Below are 14,424 nucleotides of genomic sequence, written 5' to 3'. Positions count from 1 at the left end.
GAACGTCCATGCTACCGTTCCGCTTCGTCTCACCGCAGGCATCGTGGCGTTGCTTGCCCCGGCATTCGCGTCGGCGACCAATGGCTATTTCACCCATGGCAACAGCGTCAAATCCAACGGCATTGCCGGTATCGGCATCGCCCTTCCGCAGGATGGCCTGGCGGCGGCTGCCAATCCCGCCGGCACCGCGTTGGTAGGCAACCGACTGGATGTGGGCGCGACCTGGTTCGTGCCCCGGCGCAGTGCGGACATCGTGGGCAATGCCATCGCGCCGGATGCGCACTACGACGGAAACGGGCGCAGGAATTTCGTGTTGCCCGAGGTGGGCTACACGCACGCAGTGGGCGAGCGCTCTGCATGGGGCATCGCCCTGTATGGCAACGGCGGCATGAACACCGATTACGGCCAGAACCCCTATGCGCGCTTTGGCGGTACCGGCAGGGCCGGTGTGAACCTGGAGCAGCTGTTCCTGACGCCCTCGTTTGCGTTGAAGCTCAACCCGCACCACGCCATCGGCATCGGCGTGAACCTGCTGTACCAGCGCTTCGAGGCCAAGGGCATCGGCTTCTTCGACGGCTTCTCGCAGACACCGGGCAAGGTCAGCAACCGCGGTACCGACACGTCGACCGGTGCCGGCGTGCGCGTGGGGTGGAACGGACAGTTCGGTGACAGCGTCACCGTCGGCGCGACGTGGTCCTCGAAGATCAGCGCCAGTGCCTTCGACCGCTACAAGGGCCTGTTCGCCGACCAGGGCAGCTTCGACGTCCCGGAGAACTACGGCATCGGCATTGCCGTGCGCGCCAGTGGCCGCGCCACCCTCGCCGCCGAAGTGCAGCGCATCAACTACAGCGACGTACGCGCCGTGGGGCAGCCGCTGGCACCGCTGTTGCAGGGCGAGCCGTTGGGTGCACCGAACGGGCCGGGATTCGGCTGGAAGGACGTCACCGTCTACAAGCTGGGCGTGCAGTACATGCTCACCCCGCAGCTCACCGTGCGTGGCGGCTTCAGCCATGCCGGGCAGCCGGTGCCCGAGGCGCAGACCTTCTTCAACATCCTCGCGCCGGCGGTGGTCGAGAACCACGTGACGCTGGGGGCGACCTGGACCACGCGCGACGGCAACGAGTTCAGCGCCTACCTTGCACGTGCGCTGTCGCGGCAGGTGCACGGCCGTGGCGCGATACCGGCCAGCTTCGGTGGCGGCGAAGCCGACCTGAAGCTGGCCGAAAACCTGCTGGGCGTTGCCTACGCCTGGAAGTTCTGAGGGCCTGGAGGAAATGACGATGGTGCAGTTCACGCCGGTATCGGCCGTGGTGGGAGGCAGCCTGATCGGTACCGCCGCAGTGCTGCTGCTATGGCTGAACGGCCGCATCGCGGGGGTCAGCGGGATCCTCGGCCATGCCCTGAGTGGCCCCGAGCGTAGTTGGCGGTTGCTGTTCCTGCTGGGTCTGGTGCTTGGTGGTGGCATCCATCTGCTGTTCGGGGGCAACGTGCCGCAGGCGCGCGAGGGCATGCCTGCCGGGTTGCTGCTGTTGGCCGGGCTGCTGGTGGGCTACGGCACCACGCTGGGCAATGGCTGCACCAGCGGCCACGGCGTGAGCGGCCTTGCACGGCTGTCGCCGCGTTCGCTGGTGGCGACGCTGACCTTCCTGTGGTTCGCCATCGTCAGTACCTGGGTACTGCGTTACGGCGTGGGAGTGGCGGCATGAGCAGGGCATCCTGGGCCGGGGCATCCGTATTGGCGTCGGGCACGCTCTTTGGCCTGGGCTTGGCCATCGCGGGCATGACCATCCACGCAAGGTGCTGGCCTTCTTGGACGTGGTCTGCGGCTGGGACCCCAGCCTACTGCTGGTGCTGGGCACGGCGGTTCTGGTCACTCTCCCGGGCTATCGCTGGGCAAGGCGTCAAAAGGCACCGCTGCTGGCCGACCGCTTTCATCTGCCGGCCGCCAGTGCCATCGACACACCATTGGTACTGGGCGCGGCGCTGTTCGGCATCGGCTGGGGCATTGCCGGCTACTGCCCGGGGCCGGTCATCGTCGGGCTGGCCTTCGGCAATCCCGAACTGCGGCTGTTCCTGCCCGCCATGCTGCTGGGCATCGCGCTGGCGCGCTGGCAGAAGGCGTTGCAGCAGCGACGGCTGGTGGCGCAAGGGCAGGGCTGAGTGGATTGCAGGCAGGCATGCCGGGCCTGCATGTAGGGCCGCATCCTGCGGGAATGCCACCGCGCTGCAGCTACCAGGACATCGCCGCACCTATCGCGTAGGCGTATGTCAGTCGAGTATGCAAAAATGCGCAGCCATGCATCACGAGGCAATGCCTCGCTCGCAGCGGTCCTTTCCCGGCGCAACGGCCGTGGGGAGCGGCGCAAGGCGATACTTCCCGTCATCGCGGGACAGGGTGATGCCTGCCACGGGCCTATAGCTCAACGGTTAGAGCAGAGGACTCATAATCCTTTGGTTCCAGGTTCGAATCCTGGTGGGCCCACCATGGCGACTTCAACGTCGCCTGCCGCGAGCTGCGCTGATTGCATGGGCTGGGCTTTGGTGCGTTGATGCTTCCGCTGTGCAGTCCAGTACGAAATGCTGAGGCTGCATCCTCCCCGATCTCGTCAGAGTACTGAAACCGACGAAGCAGGGCCGGCTGCGTTGCCGGGAGATCCGGGGCACATCTGGTGTTGGCAGTGCGGCGACATTGCCGTGAATCGAAGTCCCGGACCTGGGGCTCCGGTTTCCGGCCATTCATGCGACGCGCAGGTCTTGCTGGCCGCGGGAAAAGAAAATTGGAGCTGCGTCGAAGGGCACGATCCGTCCGGCCGCTTGAGTCAGTGGTGTCCCACGGAAACCCGGGTGCGGGGCGATGCTCGCCGGCGTCAATCGTGCTGTGACATCGCATAACCGACGTTGCGCAGTGTTTTAACAGGCAGGTGTTCACCTGCCAGATCGAAAACCTTCTTGCGCAGCCGGTGCATGACGACTTCAAGGCGGTGGGGATCAAAGCCCTTCATGTCGGCAGTGAGGGATTCGATCAGGACCTCGCGTCGCACGGGTTTCCCCTGCGATGACCAGAGGTGCCGGACGATGATTCGTTCGGCGGAGTTGAGCCAGATCCTGACCCCCTTGGGGGAAAGCATGTGCCATGAAATGTGGTCCAGATGCCACTCCATCTCCGGATTCCGAGCACCGGCGTGCTCTTCGTCAGCAACGTTGATGTGCGAGTCGAGCCGGCCGTGTCGAATGATGGAGCTGTGCAGCGTCGCGATCAGGCTTGTGGCATCGATGCTCTTGGGTAGATAGGCATCGGCGCCATTCTCCAGTCCCAGGAGCAGCTCATCCAGAGAGTAGTGATCGGCCATCATGATGATCGGGTACTTCGCCACGCCCTTGAGGTGCTTGAGTGCACTGAAGCCACTTTCATCCGGGAGACTGACATCCATGAGTACCAGGGAAGGCTCGTTCACGAGCAACTCGCGATACATCTCGCGGATGTTGGTCGCGCGCAGGACCTTGAAGCCAGCGTCGTTGAGGCAAGGAGCCAGGACTTCTTCGCGGAACGCAATGTCGTCTTCGACGATCAGAACTTCCTTGACCTGTGTGCGGTTGGACATGTGATCGACTCAGTCAGTGGGTTCGCGCGAAATGAACCAGAGGCCGCGAGCACGGAGGCAAGTCTTGGTGCCTTTCGAGCTTACAACACGAAGTTCTTCCCAGCATCTCATTAAGTGTCAGCGTTTGATTGCAGGCTGCTGTGGAATCCACGCACTGCCCATGAACGGCGACGAGATGAAGGCTCATGCAGCATTTCTGTCGCGACGCGCACTGCGACGACCTGTTTCATCACCGGAAGTACAAAAGGATGATGCCGTCATGGGGTTTGAATCATTGCCTGAGGTTCGGTGCCTGGAAGGTAGGCACGCACTCGCACACGCGTTGTCTTTCTGACTGGTTCGTTGCACCTGACACCGTATGCCGGGATGGCCTGCACGATCTGTAAGACCTGCATGGCATGACTGGGATGGATGCGTATCCGATCACCAGGTGTCGTGTTGTGCCATCACCCGAGCAAGCGTGAGAGAAGGCTGCGCTGGGGATGTCATCGGCGCGGGTACATGCGTGGTGCAACAGAGACACTCATGTCGGGGAAGAAGCAGAAGGGGGCGCTTGCGCGCCCCCTTCCTTTTGCAGCGGTGGATCAGAAGTCGTACGTCACGCCAAGGCGCACACTACGCGGGGCCTGCCACGACAGAACCTGGCGGTAAGTGCCCGGGCTATAGTCCGGATCCAGGCGGGTAGCCTTCTGTTCGTTGAACACGTTCAGCACGTCGACGGAGAAGGCCAGCTTGCCGTCGGCGAAGGAGGGACGGTACTCGGCATTGAGGTTGAGGTTCTTGATCCAGGGCGTTTCACCGGCGTCGCCCATCTTGGCCGGCTTGCCACCACACCAGTGGTAGTAGTTGCCCGCGTAGGCCGGATAGGTTTCATCCGGACCATAGGCACCCTGGCAGGAGTTGGGCGTGCCGCTCATGATCTGCAACGTGCTGCTGACGCTCCATTCCGGGTTGATCTGCCACATGCCCATAGCCTTGAGCTGGTGGGTCCGATCGTTCGGAAGGCGACCACTGCCGTATTCCATCAGGTACGGGTAATCCCAGTCCTGGGTGGCCGAGATGTCGCCCTGGCCGATGTCGGACTTCACCTGGCCTTCCGTGTTGCCGCGGCTGTGGGCAAAGGTGTAGGTCACGCGCCCCCACAGCTTGCCGTCGAACGGGTGCTCGATGTAGGCATCCAACGCCATGTAGGTACGCTTCACGGCCGGATAGCCAAGGTCTGCGTTGGTGAGGGTCAGCTCACTGTAGCCGCCCTTGCCATCGGGCAGGTTGAATACCGCGGTATCGCCGGGGTTGAAGAAGTAGCAGCCGCGCAGGCCAGTGGTATCGATGCCTTGGGCAGCAGCCACTTCCTCGAACTTCTCGATGTAGCAGGTGTCGTCGATGGCGTTGTTCAGCTTGCGGTACGTCAGCTTGGCACCGTAGTTCCAGCTCTCGTTGAAGACCTTGTCGAAGCCAACGATGAACTCATCCTGGGACTGCGCCTTGAGGTTCTTCGCGGTGACCGTCTTCGGATCCGGGGATTGGCCGTACTCGCGGTTGGCCGAGTAGGGCACGCCGGGGCCGTTGATGGTGTTGATCGGGGTCAGGCCGGTCGGGTTGCCGTTCGCATCGATGCCCGTGTAGGTGTAGTACTCGTTGGTATAGATCGAGCCCGCAGCACCACGTGCCGCCAGCGAGGTCGGCAGTGCGAGGTAGTAGCGTCCAGCATTGCCGTACACCTTGAACGTGCCATCGCCATTGACGTCCCAGGCGAAGCCCAGTCGCGGCGCCCACTGCGGCTTGGTCTGCTTGATGTAGGCCTGGCCTTCCGGGTTGTAGTTGATGAACTGGTCATTGCGCAGACCCAGCTTCACCAGCCAGCGGTCGTTGACCTGCCAGTTGTCCTCGATGTACTGGGCACGCTGCGTGACCTTGACCGAGGCAAGGGTTTCCTGGATGTACTTGGAAACGAAGTAGCCGCCTTCACCGCCCGGATACTTGCCGGGCGCGTCGACTTCACCTTCGCTGATGTCGGTCATCGGATTGGCCTTGCGGCCGTACAGCCAATAGAACCCGGCATCCGGTGCCATGATGGTGCTGTCATTGCGGTCTTCGGTCCGCTGGTTGTCAATACCGGCAGTGATGGCGTGATCGCCAAGATGGTAGGTGACGTCCAGGCGATAGTTCGCGCCGAAGGTCTGATGCTTGGGGTCGGAGAGCTGCGCCAGCTTGTTGGCATTGGTGATCGGAACGCCGCCGTTCAAGGCCGGGTTCTGGTTCGCGCTGCCACCGACCGGGATCAGGTTGGAGTACTTGTTGTCCGGATTGGACTTCAGGTCCGTCGTCTGCTCGCCATATTGGGCACTGACGGTCAGGTTGTCAGTCAGGTAGCCGGTGTACTTGCCGATCCACATCAATGCCTTGGTGTCGGTTGCAGTCGCCTTGCCGAGGTAGTCACCGCGGCGGAAGGTGCCGTAGTCGTACTGGTAGTTGTTGGCGGAGAACTTGTGCTCCGTTGACGCTGCGGTGAGCTCCATCACGTGGTCGTTGGTGATGTTCCAGTCGACCTTGGCGTACCACTTCGGGTCCTTGAACGTGCGCTCGGAGATCTGGGAGGACGAGGACTTCGTGCCTACCAGCGAATCCTCGGAGCGGGCGCCTTCCACCGACGCGAAGACATACAGTTTGTCCTGGATGATCGGGCCACCGACATAGGCACTCTGCACCGTCGACCAGCCCACGTTGTCCTCGCGGTACTGGTACAGGTCCTTGCTGCCCACGTCGCCCGGAAGTGCGTCGGAGTAGTACGTGTTGCGCGGCGCGCCCTTGCCCCATTCGGGGGTCCACTGCAGCTGGCCGCCGAATTTCCATTCATTCGTACCGCGCTTACCGATCTGGCTGATCACGCCGCCCGTGGTGCGGCCGTAGGCAGCGCCGTAGCCGCCGGTCAGCACTTCCTGCTGCTCGATCGAGCCGTAGGGCAGTTCGATGCCACCGAAGCCCTTCAGCGGGTCGGTAACGTTCATGCCGTTGATGTAGTACGCGTTCTCCGAGATGGAGGCACCGCCGAACGATGACAGGCGCTGGCCGTTCGAGGCGTTCACGAAGTCGCTGGAACCCTGGATGACGCCCGGAGCCAACTGCGCGATGGCGTCGGCGCTGCGCGCGATGGGCAGCTTGGCCAACTGCTCGGCAGTGATGACCATGCGTGAGTCGACCTGGGTCACGTCGATGGGCTGCATGCGCGAACCCACCACTTCGATGGCGGCCAGCGTCGTGGCGTCGAACGAAGCGTCCGTGGTGGAGGACACTGCAACGGTGATGTTGCGGGTGCCGACGGTTGCGCCGTCCTTGACCTGTTTCACGGTGTAGCTGCCCACCGGCAGGCTGCCAACGTTGTAGCGACCGTTGGCATCGACCACCACGGTGCGCGAGAGGCCCGTGGTGCTTTCGATAACGATCGTGCTTCCAGCATCCGCCGAACCGCTGATGGCGCCGGAGGTGGACTGCGCGTTTGCACCGAAGCTCATCACCGCGCCCATCAGGGCAACGGCAAGAGCGGAACGGGTCAGTACTTTAACTGTCTTCATTAGGGTTCTCTCTCTCCTACTCAAGAATGCGCTTCGCCCGGGAATGACCGAGAAACGGCTGAATCGTTACAGATGCACCTAAGTTGAACGAAGCTACCGGACTGTAATGGAGGATTCAGTTTTGGTCATCGAAATGCGGAGTGAAATAAACTACAAATATGAATAGGCAAAAATGAAATATTGAAGAGATTTTTTGAAATTATGCGAGGCGTGGGCACGTCGCCGGTTACGATCATTTCCGTTGATCGTCTGCCGGAAATTTGGGGTGAAGGGCGCAGTTGACGGCAGGATGTGCGCGGAATTTCGCATTCAGGCTCTTTCCCGGCAGTCGGCCCCGAGGCGGGAAACGCGGAGAGAGAAAGCCTGACGCACAGGCGCAGATCGTTGGATTCCGGGCAGGTGTGTGAAGCTCAAGCCAGCGAAGCCAGCTTGATCACGGGCACGACGAGCAACGAAGCTGCTGCCGGGGGAAGGCACTGCCTCGTTCGGGGCTGTTGGAAGAAGAATGCTTGCGGTTCAGGCGCGGCCATTCGCACGGTTGCAGCAAAGGGAAGATATGCAGCGGGAAACGAACGGCTGGTCGGTGATGGTGCTGGAGGATGAGGAGGAGCTGCGCGGGAAGATCCTCCTTCCAGGACTGGAGCGGGAAGGGTTCGAGGTCGAGGGCGTGGGCAGTGCGCTGGCCTTGTACCGGGCACTGAGCCTGCGCTCCTACGATGTGTTCGTCGTGGATGTCGGTCTTCCTGATGAGAGTGGCTTCGCGGTGGTGCAGCACCTGCGCAGGCTGGGCAATGCCGCCATCATCATGCTGACCGGGCGAGGGGGTGCCGATGACCACGTCCACGGGTTGGAGCAGGGTGCCGACGCCTATCTTTCCAAGCCGGTCGGCGTGGATGTGCTTGCCGCGACGATACGCAGCGTCATGCGGCGCGGCGCCTCCACCGTGGCAATGCCGGCGCCGGATGCAGCGGGATGGCGCTTGACCGCACAGGGCTGGCGCATCGCCACGCCCGCCGGTGACGATGTGGCCCTGTCCCGGGCCGAGCGGCTGTTCCTGGCGTTGCTGGCGGAGGCGGGGGGCAGGGTGGTGTCGCGGGAAGCGGTCATCGGGCACCTGAGCCAGGATGAAGACGATTTCGACCTGCACCGGCTGGAGATGCTGATCCATCGCCTGCGCCGCAAGGTGCTCGCCGGCACCGGCTGCGAGCTGCCGCTGACCACGGTGCGCGGCATCGGTTACCTGCTGCTGCTGTAACCCCGGGGCAGCCGATATGATGGCCCCGGGGGAGCAGGGGCTGGCTGCTTGGGCAGCCGACAGATCGGTATCCGGGGAGAGCAGGCAGGTGGAAGACAAGATCGTGGAGGTGCCTGGGAGCGTATTGTCCCGGGGCCTGCAGCGGTGGCGGTCGATGCTGCATTGGGTGCGGGACGTGCCGGTCGCCGATCCGGTGGACCGGCGCAATGCGCCGATGCTCCAGTTGGTTTCCTTCCTGCTGGCGGTGCTCCCGACGGCCGCCTGGTGCTACCGGGCGTTGCTGGTGGATATCCCGTGGCGGCCGGGCGAAGTCACCGGCATGGTGTTCGGCCTGTCGGTCAGCGCCATCTCCGCGCTGAGCCTGGTGCTGGTGCGCAAGGGGAAGTTCAGGGCAGCCTCCCATGCGTTGCTGGCGGTGTTCGCCGCGACCGTGATTCCCGCCTACCTGGTTGCCGGCTTCGGCGGGCAGCGGTTCGAGCAGCCGGTGCTGGCCATCTGGATGGCGATCGCGGCACTGGCCGTGGGGCGCATGGCGTTGTGGTTGATGTTCCTCTGCATCGCCGCGGCCTTCGGGCTGGGAATCGCCGTGGACATCGACAAGCAGGGCCAGGCGGTCGAGCTTCTCGGCGATGCCGCCTTCAGCACCGCCATCTTCCTGATGATTGCCGTGGTGCTGGACCGCAGCTCGGTCGCGCTGCGCGAGAGCCTGCGCGAGGCACAGGCACGTGGTGATGCGCTGGACGTTGCCAACCGGCGCTTGACCGAGGAAATGGCCGAACGTGAGCGCACGTTCGCGCAGCTGGTCCAGGCGCAGAAGATGGAAGCCGTGGGCCGGCTCGCCAGCGGCGTCGCGCATGACTTCGGCAACGTCCTGGCGGTGGCGGGCGGGTACGTGCGCAGCGGGCTGCGTGCCGGCGATGCGGCGCACATGCGGGAATCACTGGTGGGCGTTGATTCGGCGGTGAACCGGGCCAACCTGCTCACACGCCGGTTGCTGTCGCTTGCCCGCGCCGAAGACGGCGTGGAGGAGTGGTTCGACCCGGGCGAGGCGTTGAAGGCGCTGGTGCCGATGATCGGGCAGTTGATGGGCCCGGACGTGAAGGTTGATGTCGTCCTTGGCGCGGACCTGCCGGCGCTGTTCTTCGACCGGATGCAGTTCGACCTGATGGTGCTGAACGTGGCCGCGAACGCGGACCATGCCATGCCCGGTGGCGGTCGCTTCTCGCTGCGGGCGCGCCGGGACGGCGACCGGCTGGTGCTGGACCTTGCCGACACCGGGGCGGGCATGGCGGGTGACGTGCTGGCACATGCCTTCGAGCCGTTCTTCACCACCAAGCCGCGTGGACAGGGAAGCGGACTGGGTCTGTCGGTCGTGCGCGACCTGGTCCAGCGGGCCGGGGGCAGCGTGAAGGCGGAAAGCCAGGCGGGTGTGGGAACGACGATTTCCCTGTGCTTCGCCGACGCGCTGGCGGAGCTGGCCGAGGCGGAAGCGGAAAGCGGGCGCTGACGCGGCCGCCGGCCTAGGAAATGTAGGCGATGAGTCGCTTGCCCACGGCCGCGACCATGCTCGAGAGCAGGTCCACGTCCACCGGCTGTTCCAGGTCCAGTGCGCGCGTGAGGGAAGGCGCCGGCATGCGCAGCGACCTGGCCAGCGCCTCGTGGCTCATCCGGTTCTTCACCAGCTCGTTGTGTACCAGCACCTTGAGTGATTCGCTGGCCGAGAGATGGATGTTGACGCCATTGCTGGGCTTGCTCCGCGGCAACGGGACGGGAGTGCCGGCCTGGAATTTCCTGCGTATCTCCGTCCTCAGCGCCACGCCGAGGCTCCGTTCCAGATGGCTCGCATTGGCCGAGCAGATCTCGGGCCAGTCCGTCAGGTGCATCACGGGATGGGTCGAGCTTCCCTCGGATCTCACGGAATATACGAACATATGCGTATGTCTGAGGTGGCAACCGGCGTGGTTGCGCAAGCCTCGCAAGGCAGGATGATTGTGATCTGGTGCCTAAATCTATTGATCGGAATTGCGCTTTGCACGCACGCACTTTCACCTGCCCGGTGAGTAATGGTGAGTGGGCGGGGATTTCGGGATGGACTGACCGGGCGGTGCATGAAGCGGCTTATGTGCGCGCTGCATGCTGCACGCGTCGGTGCCGTCGTCGCGGTGCGGTGCGGCGCGACGGCGGGACGTCAGTCCGCCGTGTCCGTATCGATCTCCAGCACCGCACCGAGTCGTTCGGCCAGCGCCTGGAGGGCATCGATGACCCGTTCGGTGGCGCTGTCACTGGCGACCTCGACCCGGATCAGGTGATTGCCCGGGCCCTGGTTGTCGCTCAGGCCGGCGGAGCTGCTGTCCTGGTCGGTGACGTCGGGAAGCAGGTCGGCGGCGTCTTCGGCCCATGCCACGTCGTCCATGCCCTTGAGCATGTCCAGCATGGCCTGGGCAACGCCTTCATCGGCAGTGAGTCGTAGCTGCAGTGCACGCATGCGGGAACTCCCGTCTATTCGCCGTCCGCGGTGAAGCCGACCTTGCGATGCGAGCCATCGCAGAACGGCTTGTTGGCGGAATGGCCGCAGCGACACAGCCAGGTTTCGGTGACGCGGTCGAGGGTGCGGCCGGTGCCGCTGACCACTTCCAGGTTGCCGACGACATGCAGCGGACCGTCGCGGGTCGGGGTGACCTGCAGCAGGCCGTCGCGCTGGGCCAGGGCTTCGGACTTCCGTTCCGCCGGCTCGCCGGTGGCGGTGAAGCCGCAGTCGACGTGGCGGTGGTCGCAGAAGGGCTTGTTCTCCGACGCGCCGCAGCGGCATAGCGTGGCGCGCATGCCCTCATCCTGGCCGGCGATGCGCAGCGGTGCATTGAAGGCCAGCGGGCCGTTCTCGCGCACGTGCACCAGGTTGACCACGGGCGCCGGTTCGGCATGGCTGCGGTCATTGAATTCGTAGCGGATGGCACCGGAAGGGCAGTTGCGGGCGATCAGTTCCACTTCCTCGGCGCTGACCGCATCGGGGTGGATCCATTCCCCCGCCACGTTGGGCACGAAGACATCGGGGTGGCTGAGCACGCAGTTGCGGGAGTGGATGCACCGGCTGCCGTCGAAATGGAGGGTGACGGTGGTGCCGCGAACGGTTTCGGTTGCCATGGGCTGCCTCCGCTTCGGAGCACCCAGTGTCGCGCGCCGGATGTGAAACGCCCGTGGGTAGGCGCGTCGCCGCTCGCGGAACGGACGCGGCTTGCATGCGCGACGATGCGCGCCACTGCATGTGCGCATTCAGGCAGTCCGGCATCGCGGCCGGGGCTGTTCCCGCGGCTCAGCGGCGGATCGCGAACACGCCGTCCAGCGCCAGTTCGGCCTTGAAGCCGGCTTTCTGCAGGCGCGTGGCCACTTCGCGCGGAACGTCACGGCCGCTGGTGAGCTTGTTCGGTGCGCCGGTGTAGTGGAACAGCCGCCCGCCGGTGCGCAGCACGCGCGCGAGCTGGTCGTAGAACACCTGCGAGTACAGCTCGCCGGCGATGCCGAAGCGTGGCGGGTCGTGCAGGATGGCATCGAACGAGGCGTCGCCAAGCGTGGCGATCTGCTGCGAGACATCGCCGTGCACCAGTTGCAGGCGCCCACCGGCCAGGGGACTGTCCGGGTCGGGCGACCATGGGTTCAGGGTGCGCAGCCACAGCACTTCCGGGCTCTTCTCGAACGAGTGGATGGCGGCCGCGCCGTCGTCCAGGCAGCAGGCGGCGAAGTAACCCATGCCGCCACAGGTATCGAGCACGCGCTTGCCGCGCGGTTCGACCAGCGCCACCTTGCGGCGCGCATCGTCCATCGGCGAGAGCTGGGCGCTGACCAGCATCTTGATGCCGTCGATCTCGAAGGTGGGCACGCCCCAGTCGGTGGGCACCAGCTTGTACAGGCCGCTGCCGAAACGCGAAGCCGGGCTGAACTCCTCGCCGTCCCAGTAGTAGAGCGTGCGGTCCTTGAGCTTGGCCGGCCAGGGGAAGGCCTGGCCGCGCCATTGCCAGCCGTCGGGAGCGAGGCCCACCGGGTCCTGGCTGCGGCCCAGGTCGAACGAGGCGGTCGCTTCGCTGGCACCTTTCTTCAGTGCGGTCTGCAGCTGGTCGAGCAGCGGGCGGGTGAGCAGGGGGCCGGTGTAGTGGGGCATTGGGGTGAGGCGTGGTGCGAGGGAGGGAATGCTACCGCAGGGAGCAATGGGGGGCTCGGGTTGGCGTGAACGGCACCCCTCCCCAGCCTTCCCCTTCGCTGCGCGAAAGGGAGGGGGCAGAAGCGAGTTGCCCGCACTCTGACCAATCACGCAGGGCCACTCCCTCCCTTTCGCGCAGCGAAGGGGAGGGCTGGGGAGGGGTGATTTCGGATGTGCACGGTCTGCCGGGAACTCACCGCGACCCACGACGGTTGGATCGCAGCAGGCATAATTCGCGCCCATCCCCCGATTCCGCCTGCTCCTGCCGCGCAGGGGCGGCTTGCCCGCATGTCCTTCCTGTCTACCGAACTGGCGCAATGGCGCGCCCATCCCCTGCGTGAAATGCTGGCCGGTGCCGTGGCCACCTTCGCGCTGATCCCTGAGGTCATCGCCTTCTCGTTCGTGGCGGGCGTGGACCCGCAGGTCGGCCTGTTCGCCTCGTTCGTGCTGAGCATCGTGATCGCGGTGTTCGGTGGGCGGCCGGCGATGATCACTGCCGCAGCCGGCTCGGTGGCGCTGGTGGCCGCGCCGCTGGTGAGCGCGCATGGCCTGCCTTACCTGTTCGCCGCCGGCCTGCTGGCCGGTGTGATGCAGGTGCTGTTCGGGGTGTTGCGGCTGGGCGTGCTGATGCGCTTTGTCAGCAGTTCGGTGCGTACCGGCTTCGTCAATGCACTGGCGATCCTGATCTTCTCCGCGCAGCTGCCGCAGTTGCAGGGCGCCACCACCGCGACCTGGGCGATGCTGGCGCTGGGCCTGCTGGTGATCTACGGGCTGCCGCGGCTGCCGTTGCCCGGTGTGCGCGCGATTCCCTCGCCGCTGATCTGCATCGTGGTGCTCAGTGGGCTGTCGGCGTGGTTGAAGCTGGACCTGCCGACGGTGGCCGACCTTGGCCGGTTGCCCGAATCGCTGCCGCACTGGATGGGACTGCCGCAGTTGCCGCTGGACCTGCAGACGCTGCGGATCATCGCCATGCCGGCGCTGGCGATCGCCATGGTCGGACTGTTGGAATCAATGATGACCGCGCGTGTGGTCGATGAGCTGACCGATACGCCCAGTTCCAAGAACCGCGAATGCACTGGCCTGGGTATCGCCAACATTGCCACCAGCCTGTTCGGCGGCATCGCCGGCTGCGGCATGATCGGGCAGACCGTGGGCAATGTGAAGTATGGCGGTCGCGGCCGCCTGTCCACGTTGTTTGCCGGCGTGTTCCTGCTGGTGCTGATGGTGCTGCTCAAGCCATGGGTGGCGCAGGTGCCGGTGATCGCGCTGGTGGCGATCATGGTGATGGTCAGCGTGTCCACCTTCGACTGGTCCAGCCTGGGCGCGTTGCTGCGCCACCCGCGGCTGTCCGGCGTGGTGATGCTGGCGACGGTAGTGGTGACGCTGGGCACGCACAACCTGGCCGCGGGCGTCGGCGTTGGGGTGCTGCTGAGCGGCGTGTTCTTCGCGCTGAAGGTGGCGCGCCTGCTGCGGGTGGACAGGCAGGACGATGCCGATGGTGGCCTGCGCTACACGGTGAGCGGGCAGGTGTTCTTCGCCTCGGCCGACGCGTTCATCGATGCATTCGACCCGCGTGCCGCGCAGGGGCGTACGGTGGTGATCGACCTGTCGCGCGCGCAGCTGTGGGACATCACCGCCGTGGCGGCACTGGAGAAAGTGGTGAGCCGCTATCGCCACCACGGCGTGAAGCCACGCGTGCACGGCCTGGACCGCCAGGGACGGATGTTGTTGCGGCGGGTGCTGCGCGAAGGAGCAGTGGCGCTGGAGGATGCACCGGCAGGGCACTGACCGGCGAGCATCGCA

The 14,424-nt window shown here is 64.8% G+C and carries 12 protein-coding genes and 1 tRNA gene; 7 read left to right on the top strand and 6 right to left on the bottom strand.

Translation table 11 applies throughout. The annotated features are described in order from the left end of the window. From VA603_RS18315 to VA603_RS18300, 4 genes are all read left to right on the top strand, one after another. Positions 1 to 1,261 (top strand): OmpP1/FadL family transporter (locus VA603_RS18315; RefSeq protein WP_323439684.1); only part of this gene is annotated, 1,261 nt, incomplete at its 5' end. Between the two features lie 19 nt (positions 1,262 to 1,280). Further along, positions 1,281 to 1,706, top strand: a complete 426-nt coding sequence (locus VA603_RS18310; RefSeq protein ID WP_425603747.1) for a YeeE/YedE family protein — start codon at positions 1,281 to 1,283, stop codon at positions 1,704 to 1,706. A gap of 91 nt (positions 1,707 to 1,797) precedes the next feature. Then, a complete protein-coding gene (locus tag VA603_RS18305) occupies positions 1,798 to 2,160 on the top strand; it encodes a DUF6691 family protein (protein WP_425603746.1) in 363 nt (120 codons plus the stop codon). A gap of 249 nt (positions 2,161 to 2,409) precedes the next feature. Beyond that, a tRNA-Ile gene (locus tag VA603_RS18300) sits at positions 2,410 to 2,485 on the top strand. Between the two features lie 382 nt (positions 2,486 to 2,867). Here the strand turns inward: VA603_RS18300 and VA603_RS18295 are convergent. Both VA603_RS18295 and VA603_RS18290 read right to left on the bottom strand, forming a co-directional pair. Continuing rightward, positions 2,868 to 3,602, bottom strand: coding sequence for a response regulator transcription factor (locus VA603_RS18295; RefSeq protein ID WP_323439682.1), 735 nt, complete (start codon positions 3,600 to 3,602; stop codon positions 2,868 to 2,870). Positions 3,603 to 4,186: 584 nt separating this feature from the next. Next, positions 4,187 to 7,174, bottom strand: a complete 2,988-nt coding sequence (locus VA603_RS18290) for a TonB-dependent receptor (protein ID WP_132865843.1) — start codon at positions 7,172 to 7,174, stop codon at positions 4,187 to 4,189. Between the two features lie 556 nt (positions 7,175 to 7,730). Here VA603_RS18290 and VA603_RS18285 point away from each other — a divergent pair. Beyond that, positions 7,731 to 8,429: a response regulator transcription factor gene (locus VA603_RS18285; RefSeq protein WP_132866232.1), complete on the top strand. Its 699-nt coding sequence runs from the start codon at positions 7,731 to 7,733 to the stop codon at positions 8,427 to 8,429. A gap of 88 nt (positions 8,430 to 8,517) precedes the next feature. Next, on the top strand, positions 8,518 to 9,936 hold the full coding sequence (locus VA603_RS18280) for a sensor histidine kinase (protein WP_323439681.1): 1,419 nt from the start codon (positions 8,518 to 8,520) through the stop codon (positions 9,934 to 9,936). 13 nt (positions 9,937 to 9,949) lie between these two features. On the opposite strand, the gene VA603_RS18275 is transcribed toward VA603_RS18280, so the two are convergent. From VA603_RS18275 to VA603_RS18260, 4 genes are all read right to left on the bottom strand, one after another. After that, positions 9,950 to 10,246 (bottom strand): hypothetical protein, encoded by a 297-nt coding sequence (locus VA603_RS18275; RefSeq protein ID WP_165931217.1) that lies wholly within the window; start codon positions 10,244 to 10,246, stop codon positions 9,950 to 9,952. A 371-nt stretch (positions 10,247 to 10,617) separates the two neighbouring features. Beyond that, entirely contained in the window at positions 10,618 to 10,914 is a 297-nt protein-coding gene (locus VA603_RS18270) for a hypothetical protein (RefSeq protein ID WP_323439680.1), read from the bottom strand. Between the two features lie 14 nt (positions 10,915 to 10,928). Then, entirely contained in the window at positions 10,929 to 11,570 is a 642-nt protein-coding gene (locus VA603_RS18265) for a CDGSH iron-sulfur domain-containing protein (protein ID WP_132865839.1), read from the bottom strand. 169 nt (positions 11,571 to 11,739) lie between these two features. Beyond that, positions 11,740 to 12,582, bottom strand: coding sequence for a class I SAM-dependent methyltransferase (locus VA603_RS18260; protein ID WP_323439679.1), 843 nt, complete (start codon positions 12,580 to 12,582; stop codon positions 11,740 to 11,742). Positions 12,583 to 12,909: 327 nt separating this feature from the next. On the opposite strand from VA603_RS18260, the gene VA603_RS18255 reads away from it, so the two are divergent. Beyond that, positions 12,910 to 14,409 carry a SulP family inorganic anion transporter gene (locus tag VA603_RS18255; protein ID WP_323439678.1) on the top strand — a complete coding sequence of 500 codons (1,500 nt, stop codon included), beginning with the start codon at positions 12,910 to 12,912 and terminating at the stop codon, positions 14,407 to 14,409. Positions 14,410 to 14,424: the final 15 nt, after the last annotated feature.

The sequence above is a fragment of the Stenotrophomonas capsici genome (assembly GCF_034961085.1).
GTDB classification, from domain to species: domain Bacteria; phylum Pseudomonadota; class Gammaproteobacteria; order Xanthomonadales; family Xanthomonadaceae; genus Stenotrophomonas; species Stenotrophomonas capsici.
This window is presented reverse-complemented; position numbering and strand designations above follow the sequence as displayed.